General features: G+C 71.2%; 8 protein-coding genes. 6 read left to right on the plus strand and 2 right to left on the minus strand.

Annotated features, from left to right (window positions below; genetic code table 11):
• Positions 1-16 precede the first annotated feature (16 nt).
• Complete coding sequence (gene pgfA / locus ACZ3II_RS41670; RefSeq protein WP_465526071.1) at positions 17-1,072, plus strand: cell envelope lipid trafficking protein PgfA; 1,056 nt, start codon at positions 17-19, stop codon at positions 1,070-1,072.
• Positions 1,073-1,271: 199 nt separating this feature from the next.
• Complete coding sequence (locus tag ACZ3II_RS41675) at positions 1,272-6,101, plus strand: molybdopterin-dependent oxidoreductase (protein WP_465526073.1); 4,830 nt, start codon at positions 1,272-1,274, stop codon at positions 6,099-6,101.
• A gap of 275 nt (positions 6,102-6,376) precedes the next feature.
• Here the strand turns inward: ACZ3II_RS41675 and ACZ3II_RS41680 are convergent, their stop codons facing one another.
• Complete coding sequence (locus ACZ3II_RS41680; protein WP_465526075.1) at positions 6,377-10,111, minus strand: SCO7613 C-terminal domain-containing membrane protein; 3,735 nt, start codon at positions 10,109-10,111, stop codon at positions 6,377-6,379.
• A gap of 146 nt (positions 10,112-10,257) precedes the next feature.
• Here ACZ3II_RS41680 and ACZ3II_RS41685 point away from each other — a divergent pair, with 146 nt between their 5' ends.
• The 3 genes from ACZ3II_RS41685 to ACZ3II_RS41695 all read left to right on the plus strand — a co-directional run bounded on the left by ACZ3II_RS41685 (position 10,258) and on the right by ACZ3II_RS41695 (position 19,265).
• Positions 10,258-10,929, plus strand: coding sequence for a hypothetical protein (locus tag ACZ3II_RS41685; protein ID WP_465526077.1), 672 nt, complete (start codon positions 10,258-10,260; stop codon positions 10,927-10,929).
• Between the two features lie 28 nt (positions 10,930-10,957).
• A complete protein-coding gene (locus ACZ3II_RS41690) occupies positions 10,958-17,011 on the plus strand; it encodes a DUF7507 domain-containing protein (protein WP_465526079.1) in 6,054 nt (2,017 codons plus the stop codon).
• A gap of 1,369 nt (positions 17,012-18,380) precedes the next feature.
• The gene (locus ACZ3II_RS41695) at positions 18,381-19,265 is read left to right on the plus strand and encodes a hypothetical protein (RefSeq protein ID WP_465526081.1); all 885 of its coding nucleotides are present in this window, start codon (positions 18,381-18,383) and stop codon (positions 19,263-19,265) included.
• A 128-nt stretch (positions 19,266-19,393) separates the two neighbouring features.
• Here ACZ3II_RS41695 and ACZ3II_RS41700 read toward each other — a convergent pair whose 3' ends face one another.
• A complete protein-coding gene (locus ACZ3II_RS41700; RefSeq protein ID WP_465526087.1) occupies positions 19,394-20,017 on the minus strand; it encodes an SAM-dependent methyltransferase in 624 nt (207 codons plus the stop codon).
• 189 nt (positions 20,018-20,206) lie between these two features.
• On the opposite strand from ACZ3II_RS41700, the gene ACZ3II_RS41705 reads away from it, so the two are divergent.
• On the plus strand, positions 20,207-21,082 hold the full coding sequence (locus tag ACZ3II_RS41705) for a dioxygenase family protein (protein ID WP_465526089.1): 876 nt from the start codon (positions 20,207-20,209) through the stop codon (positions 21,080-21,082).
• Positions 21,083-21,231 lie beyond the last annotated feature (149 nt).

Here is a 21,231-nt window from a genome sequence, read left to right on the forward strand (position 1 = left end):
ACCTCGTGGAGGACATATGAAGTCCCGCGTCATCGGCACCGTGCTGTTCGGTTTCGGCGTCTTGGCGTTGGTATTCGCCGGCGGTCTCGCTTTCTTCGTGGCCCCGACGGCCAAGCAGATTCCGTACGACATGGAGATGACCCAGTCGGTGGCCGAGGCGCCGAACGCCCGTTTCATGCAGATCAAGGGCGGCAAGGCCACCGTGGAGAGCGCCACGCTGCGTTCGACGGTGACCGTTCAGGTCGACCCCGACGCGACCGCCAAGCTCACCGGTGACCTCGACGGCAGCGCGCTGGTCTGGGTGGCCGGCCAGCAGGTCCAGCGCACCGACACCAACGAGCTGGTCAGCGCATACAGCACCTCGTTCGCCGTGGACCGCGAGTCGGCCGCCGCGGTGAACTGGGCGGACCAGTGGCTGGACACCGGCGGCCAGCGGGAGCCGGTCTCCTACAAGGGCCAGGTCTACAAGTTCCCGTTCGGCACCGAGCAGAAGGACTACGAGATCTTCGACCGGGACATCCTCGACGCCCGGCCGGCGAAGTTCGTGAAGACCGACGAGATCCAGGGTCTCCAGGTCTACGAGTTCACCCAGACGCTGCAGGACGAGACCCAGAACCTGCCGGAGGACCGGGTCAAGCTGATCCTCGGCCAGCTCCTGCCGGGCGCCACCGAGGGCTCGGTCAAGTACAGCAACATCCGTACCGTGTGGGTCGAGCCGCAGACCGGCCAGTACCTGAAGGTCCAGGAGCAGCAGAAGAAGCAGCTGGTCTCCACCGACGGCCGCTCGATCGACATCCTCGACGCGACCTTCGTCTACACCGACGACACCGTGAACAAGTCGGTCGACACCGTCGGCGCCAACGTGAACAAGCTCAACCTGGTCGGCCTCTACGGCCCGATCGCCCTCGGTGTGCTCGGCCTGATCCTGGCCGTCACCGGCGGCATCATCGTGACCCGCGGCAACAACCGCGCGGCCACCAGCGGCGTCCCGGCGCAGTGGACCGGCTCCGGCCGGCACGCGGCCAAGGACGAGGAGACCGCCGACGTGACGGCCTCCGCCGACAAGGGCTGATCCACAGCTGGTCAGAACCGCCGCCCTCCCGGGGACAACCCCCGGCGGGGCGGCTTTTCTGTGTCGGTGGACACTCACAACGGCGGGCGTCGTGACGTGACGCCGGGGTAATCGGCGACGCACTTTCAAGTGACCATGCGGAAACCAGCGGTTCCTAGATTGGGGGATCTGCGATGACGTCTGGCTTGAAGGGGTGCCCGTGGCTGCCGATGTCACCCAGGTGCGAACCGTGTGCGGCTACTGCGGTGTCGGTTGCGGGATGGTGCTCGACGTAGCGCGCCACGGCGACGGCCGTCTCCACGTGATCAAGGCGAGTGGGGACCGGGACCATCCGGCCAACGCGGGACGCCTCTGCACCAAGGGCGCGACCGGCGCCGAGCTGCTCGCCGCGCCGGGGCGGCTGGACACCGCGCTGATCCGTGCCCACCGGGGCGCCTCCGCGGAGAAGACCGGCGTGGACGCCGCGATCAGCGAGACCGCCCGGCGGTTGCGCGTGATCATCGACGAGCACGGGCCCGACTCGTTCGCCATGTACGTCTCCGGGCAGATGACCCTGGAAGCCCAGTACCTCGCGAACAAGCTGGTCAAGGGCTTCATCGGGACGAACAACATCGAGAGCAACTCGCGGCTGTGCATGGCCAGCGCGGGCACCGGCTACAAGCTGTCGCTGGGCGCGGACGGGCCGCCCGGCTCCTACGACGACCTGGACCACGCGGACGCGTTCCTGGTGATCGGGTCGAACATGGCCGACTGCCACCCGATCCTCTTCCTGCGGATGATGGAACGGGTCAAGGCCGGGGCCAAGCTGATCGTGGTGGATCCGCGGCGTACCACCACCGCGGAGAAGGCCGGCCTGTTCCTGCAGATCCGGCCCGGCGCGGACCTGGCGCTGCTCAACGGCCTGCTGCATCTGCTGCCCAAGGACGACGACTTCATCGCCTCCCACACCGAGGGCTGGGAGGCCATGCCGTCGTTCCTGGCCGACTACACCCCCGACCGGGTCGCGGACCTCACCGGCATTCCGGAGGCGGACATCCGGACCGCCGCGGAGTGGATCGGGGCGGCCGGGAACTGGGTCAGCCTGTGGACCATGGGCCTCAACCAGAGCACCCACGGCACCTGGAACACCAATGCCCTGATCAACCTGCACCTGGCGACGGGGGCGATCTGCCGTACCGGAAGCGGGCCGTTCTCGCTCACCGGCCAGCCCAACGCGATGGGCGGCCGGGAGATGGGCTACATGGGCCCGGGGCTGCCCGGCCAGCGGTCGGTGCTGATCCCGGCCGACCGTTCCTTCGTGGAGAACGTCTGGGACGTGCCGGCCGGCACCCTGCGTACCGAGGTCGGCAAGGGCACTGTCGACATGTTCGAGCAGATGGCCGCCGGGAGGATCAAGGCGTGCTGGGTGATCTGCACGAACCCGGTCGCCTCGGTCGGCAACCGGCGCACCGTGATCGCCGGGCTGGAGGCCGCCGAGCTGGTCGTCACCCAGGACGCGTTCGCCGAGACCGAGACCAACGCGTACGCCGACATCGCGCTGCCCGCGGCGATGTGGTCCGAGGCCGACGGCATCATGATCAATTCGGAGCGGAATCTCACCCTGGTCCACCCGGTGGTGCCCGCGCCCGGGGAAGCGCTGCCGGACTGGCAGATCATCGCCCGGGTCGCGGCCGAGATGGGGTACGGGGCGTCGTTCGCCTACGGTTCCGCCGAGGAGATCCTCGAGGAGATCAAGAGCTTTGCCAACCCGCAGACGGGGTACGACCTGAGCGGCGTCACGTACGAGCGCCTGAACCGCGGGCCGGTGCAGTGGCCGGCCGCGCCCGGCGGCCCGGACCGGAACCCGATCCGCTACCGCACCCCGGACGGTGGCCTGCGGTTCGCCACCGCCAGCGGGAGAGCCGTGTTCCACGCCCGGCCGCACACCGACCCGGCGGAGATGCCGGACGACGACTATCCGTTCGTGCTGAACACCGGCCGCCTCCAGCACCAGTGGCACACCATGACCAAGACCGGCAAGATCGCGAAGCTGAACCGGCTCAACCCGAAACCGTTCCTGGAGATCAACGCGGTCGACGCGGAACTGTTCGAGATCGCGGCCGGCGACCTGGTGGAGATCGCGTCCCGGCGTGGGCGGGCGGTGCTGCCCGCCGTGGTGACCGACCGGGTGCTGCCGGGCAGCTGCTTCGCCCCGATCCACTGGAACGACCTGTTCGGCGAATACGTCAGCGTCAACGCGGTCACCAGCGACGCCGTCGACCCCATCTCCTTCCAGCCGGAACTGAAGGTGTGCGCGGTCTCCCTCACCCGCGTCGGCCCAGCCCCGTCGGGCCCAGCCCCGTCGGGCCCCGCCTCGTCCGGTCCCGCCGTCGCCCTGCCCGCTGCCGGCCCCACTGGTACCAGCCCTGCCTTTGCCGGCCCCACTGGTACCAGCCCTGTCTTTGCCGGCCCCACTGGTACCAGCCCTGTCTTTGCCGGCCCCGCTGGTACTAGCCCTGCCTTTACTGGCCCTGCTGGTACCAGCTCTGTCATTGCTGGCCCCGTTCCTTCCGGCCTGGCCTATACCAGCCCTGCTGGTACCAGCCTGGCCCTTACCGGCTCTGCGGGTCTGTCTGGCGGGGTCGGGCAGGCGCTCGGGATCGACACGGCGCCGCCGGAACTCACCGAGGATCAGCGGCGATATCTGGCCGGGTTCCTGGCCGGGGCGGCGGTGCGGCCCGGAGCGGCGGTGCTGCCGCCGGGGGCGCCCTTCGACCATGCCACGGCCATGTGGGTGAACGGGTTGCTGGCGGGAGTGCTTTCCCCCGTACCGACGCAAGCCCTTGACCTGGCCTCGCCCCCCGCGGAGCCGCGAGCCGGTCGCCTGCAGGTGCTGTGGGCGTCGCAGACCGGGAACGCCGAGGATTTCGCGCAGACCGTGGCCGCGCGGCTGGCCGAGACCGGGCGGCAGGTCAGCGTGATCGGAATGGACGGGCCCGCGGCGGATCTGCTCGATCCGGGGGCTGACCTGCTGGTGGTGACCAGTACGTTCGGGGACGGAGACGCGCCCGACAACGGTAGCTCGTTCTGGGACTCCCTCGCCGGGGACGGGGCGCCGCGGCTCGACGGGCAGCGGTACGCGGTGCTGGCTTTCGGGGACTCCAATTACGACGACTTCTGCGGGCACGGCAGGCGGCTCGACGAGCGGCTGGCCGAACTGGGTGCGGTTCGCCTGGCACCGCGGGCGGACTGCGAGCCGGACTTCGAGGAAACCGCTGACGGATGGCTTTCCTCCGTCCTCGCGGCCCTGCCTACCGCTGCTGTTCCGACCGACTCCACTCCTACTGATGCCGCTGCCTCCACCGCCGCTCCCGCCAGCGCTGTTCCCACTAGCGCTGTTCCCGCTGGCGTCGCTCCGGCCGACTCCGCTTCTCTCGGGGCTGTTCTCGCCGCCGCCGCTCCCACTAGCGCGGTTCCTATCAACGCCGCAATCACCAACGCCTCCGGTACTACTAGCGGCGCTACCGATACCGGCGTTTTTGCCAGCGGTGTTGCCGCCGGTGCGGTCGTTCGCGGTGTTGCTCCTAGCGGTGTTGCCACTAGTGGCGCTGCCACCAATGGCGTTGGTATTGGTGGCGCTCCCACCAGCGGCGCTCCCACCAGCGGCGCTCCCACCAGCGGCGCTCCCACCAGCGGCGCTCCCACCAGCGGCGCTCCCACCAGCCGCGTTACCACCAGCGGCGCTCCCACCAGCCGCGTTACCACCAGCGGCGCTACCACCAGCCGCGTTGGCATCAGCGGCGCTACTACCACTAGCGGCGTTGGTACTACCGGCGGTGTCGCTGCTGGTGGTGCTGTTGTTAGCGGTGTTGCTACCAACGGGGCTACCTCTATCGGGGTTGCGGCTGCGGTTGTTGCGAACGTGGCAACGGGGCCTACGAAAGCGGCGCCGCTGACTGCCACGCTGGCCGGGAATCGGCTGCTCAGCCTGCCGGGGTCGGCGAAGGAGGTTCGGCAGTTCACGTTCGACACCGGCGGGCTGCTCGAATATCGGGCCGGAGATGCGCTGGGGGTGTGGCCGGTCAACTGTGCGGCGCTGGTCAGGGAATGGCTCGACGTGACCGGGCTGGCTACGGACACGCCGGTCGAACTCGGCAAGATCGGCGTGGTGACGTTGGGAGACGCGCTCAGCCGGCATCTCGACATCACCCGGGTCACCACTGACCTGCTGCGGTTCGTCGCCGAGCGCAGTGGATCCGGGCACCTCAAGACGCTGCTGCGCGCCGACAACAAGGGTGAGCTGGCGAAATGGACCTGGGGCCGGCAGGCCGTCGACGTTCTCGCCGAGCATCCGGTCGAGGTCACCGGCGCTGAACTCGCCGGAGTGCTGAAGAAGCTGCAGCCGCGCCACTACTCGATCAGTTCGACGCCGGTGACCGACCCGAACCTGGTCAGCCTCACCGTCTCCGTGGTCCGCTTCGACAACCATCGTGGCCGTCCCCGCAAAGGCGTCTGCTCCACCCATCTCGCCGACGCGCCGGCCGGTGCTGAGGTGTCGGTCTTCGTGCAGAAGGCGCCGCACTTCCGGGTGCCCACCGACCCCAACACGCCAATGATCATGGTGGGGCCCGGCACCGGGGTCGCGCCGTTCCTCGGCTTCCTGCACGAACGGCAGGTCACCGGCGCGCCCGGCGGCAACTGGCTGTTCTTCGGAGAGCAGCGCAGCGCCACCGACTACTACTATGCGGCCGAGCTGGAGGCGCTGCGTGCCGACGGCATCCTCAGCCGGCTGGACGTGGCGTTCTCCCGGGATCAGCGGTCCAAGATCTACGTACAGGACCGGATGCGGGAGAAGGGCGCGATGCTGTGGGCGTGGCTGCAGGCCGGAGCCCACTTCTACGTTTGCGGTGACGCCAGCCGGATGGCCCGCGACGTGGACCGCGCCCTGCACGACATCGCCGTCAACCACGGGAGGCTCAGTGACGAGGCCGCGACCGCGTACGTGAAGCAGCTCGCCACCGACAAACGCTACGTCCGCGACGTCTACTGAGTCAGGGCCGGCCCCGGTGACACGGTCCCCAGGGTTGCCGGCCGACGGCATCAGTTCGCCAGCCGTCGCTCCTGCTGCTTTCGGGGCTGGGGAGTGAGGTGTGAGTGACGGCTGGCGGTCGGTGACAGCGTGCGAGCCGTCGGCCAGGCCTGCTTCGAGGGCTCGGAGAGGTGTGTGAGCGACGGCGGGGGTCGGCGGTGGTTCGTGAGCCGTCGGTCAGGCGTCCTTCGGGGAGTGGGGAAGGTGTCTGAGCGACGGCTGGCGAACCGGGGCGGTCAGGTCATGCGGGTGAGGGCGGCGCGGAGGCGGGCCACGTCGCGGCGGCGTTGTTCGATGGTGGTAGCGACGCCTACCAGGAGCAGGCCGCCGACGGCGAGCGGCACCCAGCGGGGTAGCAGGTCCCAGAACTGGACCAGTTCGTGCACCGCGACCAGCGCCAGCGTCACCCCGCCGGTCACCACCGGTGCCTGCAGCCGAGCCCGCGCGCCGGCCAGCAGCACCAGCAGGGCGCCGGTGCCGAGCAGGAGCCGCCGCAGATAGTGCGGTTCGGCGCCGGAACCGTAGGCGATCACCGCCAGTGACGGCAGGAAGGCGGCGCCCAGGGCGGGACCGTAGGCGGTCCAGGACGGCAGGTCGGGGCGGCTCCGGCGGGCGAACCAGCCGATCACCGCGGCCAGGACGGCGGCCGGGAGCGTGTAGACCTCGGTGGTCTCCACGTCCCGCGACGACAGCAGCAGCCACCAGCCGGCCAGGGCGATGGAGGCGGCGGTGACGGCGTACCGGAAGCGGGTCCTTCGTGTCTCGCCCGGCCGCATCGCGCGGACCGAGAGGACCAGCGCCCACAGTTTGCAGACCAGCGCGGCCCAGAGCAGCGAATCCGTGATCAGGAGCGCGACCAGCGCCGACGCGTGCGCTACTACGAACGGCGCCGGGGCCTCCCGTGGGCGGTGCGAGGCCAGGACCCACTCCAGCGCCACGGCGAGGGCCGCGGCGGTCAGCACGAACAACGGTGGCGCGGCGGGGCCGAGGTCGGCAGCGTCCGCGACGGTGTACGCCAGGGCCACCACCGCGACGGTGCCGGTGATCCAGCCGGCGATCCGGGCGATCGTACGGCGCCCGCCCACACCGGCGACCGCGGCAGCCGCCGTGACCAGGCCGAGCGCGACCATCGTGGAGCCGTGCGCGGCGGTCGAGCCGGCGACCCCGGCCGCGGCCAGCGCGCCGAACAGAACCGTGAGCAGATCGGCGGGGCTGTCGCGCCGGGGCAGGTACGCGATGGCCAGTAGCCCCGCGAGTCCCACCACCAGGTCCACGATCGGCACGGTGGGCCAGGGAGCCCGCGCCGCCGCGAATGCCATCGGCGCCACCAGCGCGAGCAGCGGAGCCGCCGCCGATACCGCCACCAGCCATGGTGGTATCCCAGCCCGTCGAGAGGCTCGGGCCAGCGCTTCCGCGCCCGCTGCGGGTGCGGCGGGTGCGGGCTCGGCGGATGCAGTGGGCTTGGCGGGCGATGTGGGTTCGAGGGGAGAAGCGGGCTCAGCGAGGGAGTCGGGCTCCGTGGGCGAGGCAGGCTCGGCGCGGGAGGTGGGCTCAATGGGTGAAGTGGGCTCGGTATGCGTGGCGGGGAGCAGGGCGAAGCGGGTGAACAGCCAGCCGGCAATGGCGGCAGCGGCCGCGGCCATGGTGAAGGCGGCGACCGAGGGCCAGGCGGCGGCCGGTTGATCGGGTGCGGCGCCGGACCAGATGGCGTTCGTGGCGTCCCACGGATGGGCCAGGACGATCGCCAGGTCGCCGAGCGTCAGGGCGATCAGGGCCAGGGCCGGGACCAGCGCCGCGGTCACGGCGCCGCCGAGGGTCGCGGTGGTGCGGATCGGCAGGAGGGAGACGATCAGGAGCAGGGCCGCGGCGGCGTACGGCGCGACCGCGTCGGCACCGGCTCCGGCCCACAACGGGATGCTGCCGGCGGCGACCAGGGCGACACCCAGCGCCTGTCGCGTGTAGACCGCCAGCCGCCGCGACACCAGGTGCGCGACCAGGCACAAAAGAGCGACGACGGCCAGCGAGACCCGGACCCGTACCGTGGCCGAGGTGTCGGCGGCCAGCAGCGCCAGCCACATCGCGGGCCCGGCGGCGAGGAGGCCCGTGGTGAATCCGCCGGTGCCGAGTTCCGCACCGCCGGGGCGCGATCGCAGGGCCACACCCACCGCGAGGCCCAGTACGGTGATCGCCGCGAACACCGCCGCCGCGATACCGGGATGACCGAATCCGGTCACCACCGCGTGGAGTAGAAGGCCCACCGACAGCGCTGCCGGGTAGGCGGCGCGTGACCGGGCGGCCAGGGCCAGCGCGGCCGCGGCGACGGTCACATCGGCGACCGGTGCGGCCCACCAGAGCAGCCCGAACGCTACGGGCAGCAGCAGCGCCACCGCGGCGGAGGCGGTCAGGATCAGGTCGCGGTGGGTTCTGCGGGGCAGGATCAGGAGGTACGCCACCACGGTCAGCACCGCCGCGACCAGCGCGTCCGGTTGCCCCCGCGTGACCGCCACGTCCAGCGGCGTGGTTAGAACCGGTCGTGCGGCCTCGACGCTGAGAATCGCCGCGCTCGCCACGGACACCAGCACGACCAGTGCCGGCGCTGCCCCGACCACCAGCGCCCCGATCCAGGCCCCGAACCCGGCCACGTCGGCGAGCCGCCGTCCGGACGGGGTGGGGGCCGGTGGCGGCCAGCCGTCGGTGGTGCGGGAGCGGCGCAGCAGCGCGGTCGCGACGGCGAGGATCAGGGCGACCGTGGCGAGCCGGGTGAAGTACCACGCGGAGTCCGCGAACTCGATCGGCAGGGTCCACGCCCAGCGGGTCCCGGCCAGTCCGGCGGTGACCACGAGCAGCCCGGCGGTGATCGCCTGCGCGATCCGCGACCGGATGAGGAACGCCCAGGTGAGCAGCGCGAGCGGCGTGAGGAGCAGGATGCCGCCGGCCGGCGCGGCGCTCGCCGGGGTGGTGGCGAGCGACAGTTCGGCGAGCGCTGTCACCGCGGAGATCGCCGCGGCGGCACCCCCGCAGAGGTACGCGAGAACCGTCACCGCATCGAGCGGAGCGACCGTTCCGTCGACTGCCGGGGCGGCAGACTCACCGGCTCCGTCGGTAGCGGGTGCGGGTGCGGGTGCGACGGGCCGGGAGCGGAGGCGGAGGACGGCGATGTCGAGGACGAGGGTGGCCAGGAAGGCCAGGGACCAGCCGGTCAGGTCGGTGCCGGCCGCGGCTGCCAGCAGCGGGAACACCGGCTGGGCCATGAGCAGGGCGGCGATGCGCGGGCCCCGCAGGCCGGTGAACCGGGCGTATCCCACGGAGATTGCGGAGGCTGTGGTGAGGACTGCGGCGGCGTACGCGGAAGGGTCCATATCGCGGGCGGACAGGAAGTCGACCGCCCACGCCGCGTAACCGTCGAGCATGATCATCAGCAGGCCGACGGCGGCGAGGGTTTCGGCGGCGGCCGTCAGGCCACGCCGCACCGCGAACGGGGGCACCGCCAGGATCGCGGCGGTCGCGCCGGCCAGCAGCAGCGCCCGGCCGGTGACGCCGACCTGGGCCCAGGCGACGGCGGTGAAGACCGCGGCGGCAACGACCAGGAGCAGGCCGCCGAGGGTGAACAGCAGGTTCTGCACGGTGATCGTGCTGAGCCTCGGCTCGGCCGGCGCCGTCCGGACCGGTAGCGGCGCGGACATCGGCGGCGCCGCGGGCGGCGCGGGCGGTGAGGGCAGGGAGACCGGGGAGCGACGGGCGACGACGCGGGCGGCGAGGGTGGCGCGACGGTCCCGGGCGGCCTGCGCCTGCCGCTCCACGGTGACGACCTCCATGCGGGCGGCGCGCAGCCGGCGGTCGAGATCGGCGATCTCACCGTCGAGCCGGATCACCTCGGCGGCCTCGGGGTCGGGGCCGGCTCCACAGGCAGGGCAGCCGTCCGGCAGGGACGCGGGCGCCCCGCAGTGCGGACAGGGATAGGACGTCGTCAAGGTCGTTCCTGGTGCTCGAAGGGAACCGAAGGATAGAGGTCGGCAGGTCAGGAGCACAGCCTGGCCCATCGGCGCAAGCGCCAGAGCCCGCAACGGATCGCTGGAATCGTCGCCGAGGCGGGTGAGGCCCTGAATACCGTGGGCGAATGGCACTATTTCTCCGTAAGGCCCTCGCTTTCGCTGTCCTCGCAGGATTCGGGATGACGGCTCCGGCGTACGCGGCCCCACCGCCCACCCGCCCGGCGCCGCTCACCAAAGCGCTGCTCACCGCGCGTGACGTGCCGGAGGGCTACCAGCCGTACGACGCCGGCCGTATCCACCGGATGCTCACCTCGGCGCTCGCCGCCTACCACCCGGGCACCGATCCGTGCGCGGCCCGGCCGGCGCAGTCGCCGCCGGTGGTGCCGGCCGGCCGTGGCGTGACGGCGCTGTTCGCCGACGAGCGGACCGGAACGGTGCTGGTCGAGGCGCTGGCCGACACCGGCGAGAAGGCGGCCGCCGGTCTGGTCGCCGATGCCGGGACGGTGCTCGGCGGGTGCCCGGTGATCACCACCGCGGAGGGGCGGCTGGAGGTCGGGCCGCTGGACTGGAACCCGCGGCTCGGTGACGCGTCGATCACCGTGGGACTGCGGATCGACACCGGATCCGGGGAGCCGTTGCGGGGCAGGATGGCGCTTGTCGCGTACCGGGACCTGTCCTTGATCGTGGGGTTGATCGGTCTTCGGGAGCCGGGGGAGAAGGACCTGAAGAAGGTGGTGCGGACGGCTGTGCGCAAGATGGTCCTCAATTCCGGAATTTCGGTTAAAGAGCGTACGTGAAATTATTTTTCGGTAAAGCTTGCCGGTGATGACTGCCGTTGCCCGGGCCGGGGTGCTCGCTCTCCTCGCCACCCTCTGTTACGCCCTGCCGATCACGCTGACCCGGCCGCCGGAGGCGAGGGCCGCGACCATCTGCGCAGCCCCGGTGACCATCGTCAACGGTGACTTCGAGGCCCCGGTCATCCCGGCCGCCACCATGGTCCTGGAGCCGGAGGGCGACATGGGCGGCTGGAAGACCACCGCGCCCGACAAGCTCTTCGAGCACTGGCGCGAGGTCCGGCAGGGCTTCACCTCCGGCCAGGGCAACCAGTTCATCGAGCTGAACGCCAACTACGTCTCCGCCGTTTACCAGGACCTGACCACCACACCCGGCCAGACGCTGCGCTGGGAGCTCAAGCACCGTGGCCGGCTCGGCGAGGACGTGATGATCGTCAAGATCGGCCCGCCCAACGCGACGGTCCAGCAGGGCGGTCCGGTCAAAGACGGCTCGGCGGCCTGGGGCACCTGGTCGCGCAACTACACCGTCCCGTCCGGGCAGACCACCACCCGGTTCTGGTTCGAGTCGATCTCGGCGGCGCAGAACAAGCCCACCTACGGCAACTTCCTGGACGCCATCGCGTTCGGCTCGGAACCGTGCCTGGCCACCACCGCGAGCGTGTCCGGCGGCGCCGCGAACGTCGGCGACGTGCTCACCTACACCGTCACCGCCGCCAACCGGGGCGGCAATCCGGCGAAGAACACCGTGCTCACCGATGATCTGCCGGCCGCCGTCACGTTCGTGCCCGGCTCCATCCGGTCCCTCACCGGCGCCAGCAGCACCCCGGTCTCCGACAACGCCGACACCGACACCGGCGAATACGACGCGGCCACCCGGACCGTCCGCGTCCGGACCGGGGTCGGCGCGGGGGCGAACACCGGCGGCGCGCTTCCGGTCGGCGACACCAGAGCTTTCAGCTATCAGGTACGGGTGACCTCGGCGGCCGCGTCGACGACGGTCACCAACGAGGCCACCGCCACCTTCTTCAACGATCTGACCGGCGCCAACCAGACGTCCTTCTCCACCGGCGCCGGCACCACCGTGGCCGCGGCCGCCGACCTCGGCATCACCGCCGCTGTCCGCGCGCCCGGCATCATGGCCGGTCAGATGGCCGCCACCGACCTCACCGTGACGAACACCGGGCCCGACGACGCGAACACCGTGCAGGTCACCTCGGTGGTGCCGTACGGCATCTACGGCGTCGCCGCGACCACGCCACTGGGCACCTGCACGGCGACACCGACCGCGCCCGCCGGGCCGACCGACGTCACCTGCGCCATCCCCAGCCTGGCCCGCGGCGCCACCACCACGGTGGCGATCACCGGGACGGTGGTGCCACAGGCCACCCCGGCGGCGCAGGCCACTCTCACCGCGGCGGTCGGCAGTGCGACGTACGAGGTGAACCAGGCCGACAACGGCACCTCGGTCAGCGCCGCCGTCAACACGTCGACCGACCTCAAGGTGGTGCAGACGTACACCCCGGCGAACCCGGTCCCCGGGGACACCATCACCTACACCGCGACGATCACCAACCAGGGGCCGTCCCAGGCGCGCGGCATCACGCTGACCGACCCGATCGCGTCCACCTCCACGTTCGGCAGCGCCGTCGTCGACACCACGCCCGCACCGACGCCCTGCACCTGGACCGCCGGCATCCGGACCGTCGAATGCGCGGTGCCGGACATGATGCCGGGCGCCACGACGACCGTCACCATCGTGGTCAGCCTGCCCAACCCCGGCGCCGGCACCGTCAACAACGCGGTCTCGGTCAGCTCGTCCACCCCGGAGAAGAACGTCACCGACAACAACCACTCGGTGTGGAAGACCGGCACCCCGGAGGCGGACCTCGGCGTCTCGCTGGTCCTCGGCGCGAACCGGGCCAAACCCGGGGACGTCGTCCCGTTCACCTTGACCGTCACCAACAACGGCCCGTGGCCGGCGATGAACGTCTCGTTCAACACGATCGTGCCGGTCGGCTTCATCGTGAACCGGGCGGCCTCCCAGTACTGCACCGCCGGCGCGTGCACCCTGCCGGGCATGCTCAAGGGCGACATCGTCAAGATCACCGGCACCACCACGGTCGGCCCGAACGTGGCCGCCGGCCTGCTCTCCGCCAGCACCACGGTGATCTCCCCGACCGCCGACCCCAACCCGTCCAACGACACCTCCACGGTCACCTTCACCATCGACCTGGAAGCCGACCTGCGGGCCGCCCAGACCCTCACCAACACCGCCCCGGGCGAGACCGGGCTGGTCGCCGGCCATCCGGTGCGGGGTGTCGTCACCGTCCGCAACGACGGACCCACCCGCGCCGAGGGCCTGGTGCTGCGGCAGCCCGTCCCGGCCGGACTGCCGATCCCGTTCGCCACCACGTCGACCGGCAGCGGCGAGGTCTGCGCCTTCCAGGGCAACGGCACACCCGGCGCCAGCAACCACGACGGCGGCATCTACGTGTGCACCCGTCCCACGCTGGCCACCGGCGCCGACTGGACGGTCACGTTCGACGGGGTGAGCCTGTCCCGCGGGTACGCGAGCGCGGTGTTCACCCGTACCGCCGCGATCACCGCCACCACCGCCGACCCGGACCCCGCCGACAACACGGTGACCACCGCCGAGCCGGTCGAACACCGCTCCGAACTGCGGCTCACCAAACGGACCGTCACACCCGGCCCGGTGGTGCAGACCAACGACGTCCAGTTCGAGATCACCGTCGTCAACAACGGGCCGTCCGACGCCACGAACGTCCTCGTCCGGGAGGAGCCGCGGGCCGGCCTCGCCGTCGTCTCCGGGACCAACGCGACCGCCGGCAGTTACTACGACAGCGGGGCGCTGACCTGGACCATCCCGGTGATCGCGTACGCCGGCACGGCGAACCTGACGGTGAACGCGATCGCCCAGGGCGCCGGCACGCTCGTCGACACCTCCCGGATCGTCGCCTCGGACAGCACCGACCCGGTCAGCGCCAACAACGCCGCCTCGGACAGCATCGTCGCGAACCCCGCCACACCCGCGCTCACCCTCACCGTCACCCCGACAGCGGTGCCGGCCGCCGGTGGTTTCGCGGAGAACGACACCATCGCGTACGACTACCTGATCGCCAACACCGGGAACCTGGACGCCTCCGGGCTGATCGTCACCGGCTCCATCGGCGGGGTGGGCTCCGGCCCCTGCAACAACGGGACCGTGCCCGCCGGCCAGAGCGTCACCTGCACCGGCGGCACCCGCCCGGTCACCGCCTCCGACATCGCCGCCGGCACCCCGATCAGCAACCGGGTCCGGGTCGTCGCGCAGACCGCCGCCAACCCCACCGCCGTCGAGTTCGCCCAGGTCACCACCAGCTCGCCCCTCGTGGTCAGCCGCCCGTCCCTGGTCGTGGTGGCCACCGCGACCGTCAGCGACGCCGCCCATCAGTACGGCGCGGCCACCGGCGACCTGATCCACTACAGTTACCGGATCACCAACAACGGCAACGTGTCGCTGACCGACGTGACCCTCGCCGACACCCGGCCCGGCCCGCTCGGCTGCGCCCCGGTGACCCTCGCCGCCGGCGCCAGCCAGATCTGCTCCATCCCGGCCGGATCGCGGTACGAGGTGCTGCAGACCGACGTCGACGGCGGCCTGCCGATCGCCAACAACGCTACAGTGACCGGGCGTGACGGACTGAACAACCTGCTCAGCTTCGGGGCCGTCCCGGTGGCCGTCGCCGTCGCCGCGCCCCGGCCCGTCATCGACGTCGTCGCGGTCGTGGCCACCCCCAGCCGGACACCGGTCCGGAAGACGGACACCATCGCCTACGAGTACCAGGTGAAGAACAAGGGCAACGTCACCGTCGACACCGTGGGCGTCAACGACTCCCGGGCCACCGGCATCACCTGCCCGGCGACGATCGCGCCGAACGGAACCGGGACCTGCCGGACCCAGGTCGCCCAGCCGTACACCGTCGTCCAGGACGACATCGACGGCGGCGGCCCGATCCACAACGACGCCATCGTCACCGCCACCGGCGTCGCGCCGTTCAGCCCCACCGTGTTCGCCGAAGGCAACGCCTCGGTGCCGGTCGCCGCGGCCACGCCCGCACTGACCCTCACCCACACCGTCACGGTGCCGGCCGGCGGAGTGGTGCGCGGCGACGTGCTCTCCGTCGTCTACCAGGTCGAGAACACCGGCAACGTGACGATGAACGACGTCACCGTCGCCGACCCGCTGAGCGGCGCGGTCGCCTGCCCGGGCACACCGATCGGGCCCGGCGGGAATCTGAGCTGCCCGGCGGCGCCGTACACCGTCACCCAGGCCGGGGTGGACGGGCCCGGCCCGATCACCGGCACCGCCCGGGCGCAGGGCCGAGCCCCGACCCGAACGGCCCGTGCCGATTACGGCACCGACACGATCAGCGTGGCCGTCGCGGCGGGCGTCACCGAACTCACCGTCTCCGGCGCGGCCGTAGTCACCCCGTCCGAGCGCCGGAACGCCGTCGAGCCGGGCGACCGGGTCGGCACCGCATACCTGGTCACCAACGCCGGGACCGTCACGATGGAACAGATCGCCGGCACCGACTCGCGGAACGGTGTGGTCAGCTGCCCTCTCGGCCGGCTCGCTCCGGCGGCCCAGATGTACTGCACGGCCCGAGACACGTACACCGTGACCGAAGCCGACATCCGGGCCGGCGGCGAGATCGTCGCCGAAGCGCGGATCACCGCCAACGGCCCCGGCCGGCCGTCGAAGACGTTCGGTCCCGCCCGGGCCGCCGTCCCGGTGCTCGTCCCCGAGCCGTCGCTGCGGGTCACCACCACAGCCACCGGCGTCTCCTCGGCCGGGGGCCGGGCCGTCCCCGGCGACCGGGTCGGTTTCCGGCACGACGTCGTCAACGCCGGCAACCAGCCGATCACCGCCATCGCCGTCACCAGCGAACTCTCCGGCCCGGTGACCTGCCCCGCCGCCCGGCTCGCCACCCGGGAGACGATGGCCTGCACCTCCGGCCCGTACACCGTCACCGAGGGCGACCTCGACAGCGGTGACCTCACCGGTGAGGTCACCGTGGTCGGGCAGGCCCCGCTGGAGACCGCCCCGCGCACGTTCGGCCCGTTCCCGGTGCGGGTCGGTCTGGTCACCGCGGCGCCGTCCCTGCGCCTGGCGATGACCGCGACCGTCGCCGTCCGGGTGCGGGCGCTCACCGCCTCCACCGGCAACCTCATCGCCTATCGGTACACCGTGACCAACTCCGGCAACGTGACGGTCCGCGACGTCGCCGTGGCCGACGCCCGTGCCGGCGCTGTCACCTGCGCCGCAGCCCGGCTCGCCCCCGGGGCCGTCACCACCTGCGCCGCGGACCGGAACTACGAGGTCACCCAGGCCGACGTCGACGCCGGCGGCCCGGTCACCGCCACCGCCGTCGCCAGCGGCGTCCACGGCGTCACCGCCCGCGCCGTCACCTCGAACACCGCCGGCGCGGCCGTGCCGATCGCCGCCCCGGCGCCGCGCCTGACCGCCGGCCAGAGCGCCGCCTGGACCGACACCGACGGCGACGGGCAACTCAGCACGCGCGATCACGTCGTCTCCACTCTCAAGGTCACCAACAACGGCAACGTCACCCTCGTCAACATCCGGGTCACCGGCCTGCCCGCCGCGGTCACGTGCACCCCGAACCGCGCCGCCCCCGGCGAGACCGTCCAGTGTGTGTCCGCCGTGTACCACCTCACGGAGGAGGAGATCGCGCGCGGCAAGCACACGTTCTCCGCCCAGGTCGCCGGGGATCTCATCGACTCCGACGCCCCACCGGCCGAAGCCACCGCCCCGTCCACGGTGGTCGTCCCCGCGCGGCAGCCGGCTCCGGCGCCCACCACACCGCGAGCCCCGTCGTCTCCGTCTCCCTCACCGACCGCCTCCCCGTCCCCGTCGCCGCCTCCCGGCGCCGGTGATGTCCCGGTCACCGGCGGCCCGTCCTCGACGATCGCCCTGACCGGCATCGCCCTGATCACGATCGGCTGCGCCCTGCTGTCGATCACTTATCGCCTCCGCATCCGCCGCATCGCCATCCGCGTCAACTGATGCGTTTCGGCGGGGCGTCTTTCTGGCGCCCTTCCATTCGCTGCGGTGTCTCCCCGATGCCCTTACCTGCCCGTGAAGCGTCCATCGGTATCCGATCCTCTGCCCTTCGCCTGCGCGATTCCTTGCGTAATGGCCTCGCGTTCAAGGCAGGCTTCACCTCTGTTGCGGGCTCGTGTTGTTCAGGGCCCACTACCATTCGGCTTTGTGGGTGAGTCGGATGCTGATTTTTCCCGCCTGGCTGTCAGGAATGCCTCAAGCCTGAGGCGTTCCTAATGACTGGACGGAAGGTTCCGGCTGTTAGCGGGTGCCTCTCCTGAACCCAGGAGGCGAATTCTCGGCTTCGGCCTCAGGGAAGGTTCAGCGCCTCGAGTCGGAGTGGACCTTGTTCGAGGAGTCGACGCCGGCCGAGGGGCGGAGGCCGTTTCGGGGCGGGGTCGGTGAGCGGTAGGCGCCGTCGGGCAGGCAGGGGCTGCGCGGGCGGGAGTCGTGGGGTCGGTCTGGTGGAGGCGGCGGAGCTTCTCGGCATGCCTGCGCTGGAGGCCCCGGTCGCGGCGGCGTTTGTGGTCGCGGCGGAATTCCGCACGTGACGGCGAATAGTTGCGCGCCTTGGTGTGGTCGCGCATTGCGGCGGTCTCGGACCTGCTGAAGAGCGACAGCTGACTCATGCGTCGATTGTGCCGCGCACCGGTCCCGAAGTGTCAGTTTTGGATCATGCCAATTTTCACTACTACTATCGGCGGCTGAAGTGCCACTATGGCGATTTCGGGAATGGTTTGAATGTCTGTTGGGACAATGATCTAACAGGGTCTTTAATGCCCGTGTTAGGTAGGGCGAGAGATTCTGAATGCGAAGTCGCAGGGCGTGGGCTTCTTATCACCCGAGGGCCGTGATCGAGCAGAGAGGTGGCGATGTCGATGTGGCGGTGGCTGGGAGGCTGCGGTGAGGCGAATGTCGGGTGCGCGGGGATGGCCGCAGTCTGTGCGGGGAAGGCGGCGGGCGCGGACGGGGGCCACGGATGGTGCGTGATCCGCGGATCGCCGTCGAGCCCGGAGATCGCCTGCCCTCGATGAAAGCCTGGACCGAGAGGCCGATGGCCGTGCGGAAAGCGATCGGGCGCGGCGCGTTACGGAGCGTAATGAGGGCGAGGGGTGAGGGCGGGGAACGCAGTGTGACTGCTGACAGGCGGGTGGGATGAGGGCTCGTACGGAAAAATTCCGAGGTTTTTGAAAGTCGGCTCTGAGCTGGGATTTTTCGCCCTTGATGGTGGGCTCGAGCGGGGGAATCGGGGATCTGGGTTGAACCCCCGGGGCGCCGGCACCCGTATGGCCCCCCAACCGATGACATCGATGTCCAACGACGAGGAGTGATTATGAGGGCGCGGGCCTACCGGCGTAACGGGGACAGTCGGCGGAAGACGATCGGCGCGGTGGTGGTCGCTGGAGTCCTGGTGGTCAGCGGGGTGACGGGGGTGCAGCTCGCCTCGGCGGGTACGGAGACGAAAGCTGTGGACCTGGTTTCCGTGGACGGCCAGCAGTTCGATGTCTCGAAGTGTGCCGATGTTCAGGTCAACGGTGGTGCGGTGGTCTGCGACGGGGAGGAACTGGCCCCGGTGGAGGCGCAGGCGCCCGGGGAGGCCGCGGGGAACTCGGCGGTCGCGCTGGAGGCGGCCTGTGACACCTTCGCCGCCGATGTGGCCGCGGCGGCGGGGGAGGCCGGCGCCGAGGAGGCCGCGGATGAGGCTGCGGAGGCGGCCCAGAACCCGGCGAAGGCCCGTGCGGAGAACAAGGCGCTCGCGAAGAAGTACGCCAAGGCTTTGAAGGCGGCGGAGAAGGCCGGGAAAGCCCAGAAGGGAAAGAAGGGCGCCGCAGGGCAGGCCCAGGGTGAGAAGGGCGCGGCTGGGCAGGGCCAAGGCGAGAAGGGTGCCGCCGAGGAGGGCGCTGAGCAGGGCGCGGCCGAGGAAGGCGCCGCGGGCGAAGGCGCAGCCGGTGCGGACGCCGGCGCCGCTGCCAACGCGGTGACGTCGGCGCAGCAGGCGCTGCTCCAGTCCTGCCTGGCACTCGCCGACGCCAAGGCGGTGGCTGCGGCTGCCGAGGGTGGAGCGGCCGACCAGGGCGCGGCAGAACAGGGCGCGGCCGACCAGGGCGCGGCAGAAAAGGGTGCGGCAGAAAAGGGCGCCGCAGAAGAGGGCGCCGCTGAGAACGGCGCCGCGGACGGCGCCGCCGAGCAGGAGGCAGCGACTACTCGGGGTCGCTGACTCCTGAAGGCGCGGTGGTGGTGACGGCGACTGGGCGGCGCCCGCACCACCACCGCGCCCGACGGCTGCCGAGCAGCCCCGGCATGCCGGCCCAAGGTTCCGCGCGAGGGGACCGCCCGGCAGGCGGTTCAAGGTTTGCGGCCGAGAGCCCCGAAAGTCGCGACCTCGTCGGCCGGTGGGCGCTGGTGGGCCGGGACCTCCGGAAGCCATTCGGAGACCGGGACGATGCCGGGGCCGATCAGTCCGAGGCCGGTGAAGAACTCGGCGAACTCGGCGCGGGTACGAGGGTGCAGGCCGGGACTCGGCGTGACGGTGGCCGTGGTGCCGAAGTCGAGGGTGAAGCTGGTGGCCGCCAGGTAACTGCCGGACGGCAGCGCGCCCAGCAGCTCGCGGACGATTTCGCGTGAGCGGGTCTGGTCGGGGATGAGGTCGAGCACCGCGATCAGGATCAGGGCGACCGGGCGGCCCAGGTCGAGGGTCTCCTTGAGCCGCGGGTGGGTCAGGATCGAGGCGGGCTCGCGCAGGTCGGCCTCGATGAAGCGGGCGCGGCCGAGCAGGCGGCGGGCGACGGCCGGATCGTTGTCGACGTAGAGCACCCGGGCGTGCGGGGTGCGGCGCTGCGCTATCTCGTGGGTGTTGCCGGCGGCGGGCAGGCCGGAGCCCGAGCCGATGTCGAGGAACTGGTCGAGACGTGCCTCCTCGGCCAGGAAACGGACGGCGCGCTGCCGGAACGAAGCCGTCTCCGTGATCATCCGCACCCGCCTCCCTGAATCGATGCAAGCCGATCCTGACCCTACCGCAGATCCGCTACGAAGATCGATACGGCAAAGGGGGCGGACAGCTCGTCACAGGGCATCCATAGCCTTCGGTGTTTGCATGGCGCGGTACCCACCACCGAGCGGCACATCGGAGGAACAGTGAAGCACTATCAGGGGCGTCCGTTGCCTCATCCCGGCGAGGAGGTGTTCGATCAGGGCCTGGGTTTCGACCTGGGCACCCTGATGGGCCGGCGGCAGGTCCTGCGAGCCTTCGGGATCGGGGTGGCGAGCCTGGGCCTGACGGCCTGTTCGTCGGAGGAGCAGGCGGCGAACAGCGTGGAGATCCCGGACGAGACGGCGGGCCCGTACCCGGGTGACGGCTCGAACGGGCCGGACGTTCTGGAGCAGAGCGGGATCGTCCGCAGCGACATCCGGTCCAGCTTCGGTGACGCGTCCACGGTCGCCGAGGGGGTGCCGATGACCCTCGAGCTGACGATCAACGACCTGGCCGGCGGGGGGAAGCCGTTCGCCGGGGTGGCGGTGTACGTCTGGCACTGCGACCGGGCCGGGCTGTACTCGATGTACTCCGAGGGGGTCACCGCGGAGAACTACCTGCGTGGCGTGCAGATCGCCGACGCCGCCGGGAAGGTGACGTTCACCAGCATCTTCCCCGCCTGCTACACCGGGCGGTGGCCGCACGTCCACTTCGAGGTCTACCCCGATCAGGCGAGCATCACCGACAGCACCAAGGCCATCGCGACGTCGCAGGTCGCCATTCCGAAGCAGCACTGCGACACGGTTTACAAGGAGACGGGGTACGAGGCCTCGGTCACGAACCTCGCCCAGCTCACCCTGGAGACCGACAACGTGTTCGGCGACGACGCGGGCGTGAAGCAGCTCGGTACCGTGACCGGCGACGTGAGCAGCGGGTATGCGGTGGCGCTGACGGTCGGGGTGGACACCGCGACAAAGCCGGCCGACGGAGGTGGCGCACCGGGCGGCGCCCCGCCCGGCGGCGGACCGGGCGGCATGCCGCCGTCGGGTCCGCCGCCCGCCTGACACGCGCGGCGGTTTTGTCCGGCTGGTCGTGGTGGCAGCCTCAGCTGCGCTGAGGCAGCCCTGACCCCACACCGGGGGGGGGCCGGGGCGGGGCAGGCAGGACCCCCCGAAAGGGGTGTGCGTGGGGGCACCCGACAGTTTCCCGCCGG

This window comes from Actinoplanes sp. NPDC019969 (assembly GCF_055562375.1).

Coding starts and splice junctions, on each gene's coding strand:
- pgfA (WP_465526071.1), top strand. CDS start 17: ATGAAGTCCCGCGTCATCGGCACCGTGCTGTTCGGTTTCGGCGTCTTG.
- ACZ3II_RS41685 (WP_465526077.1), top strand. CDS start 10,258: ATGGCACTATTTCTCCGTAAGGCCCTCGCTTTCGCTGTCCTCGCAGGA.
- ACZ3II_RS41690 (WP_465526079.1), top strand. CDS start 10,958: ATGACTGCCGTTGCCCGGGCCGGGGTGCTCGCTCTCCTCGCCACCCTC.
- ACZ3II_RS41695 (WP_465526081.1), top strand. CDS start 18,381: ATGAGGGCGCGGGCCTACCGGCGTAACGGGGACAGTCGGCGGAAGACG.
- ACZ3II_RS41700 (WP_465526087.1), bottom strand. CDS start 20,017: ATGATCACGGAGACGGCTTCGTTCCGGCAGCGCGCCGTCCGTTTCCTG.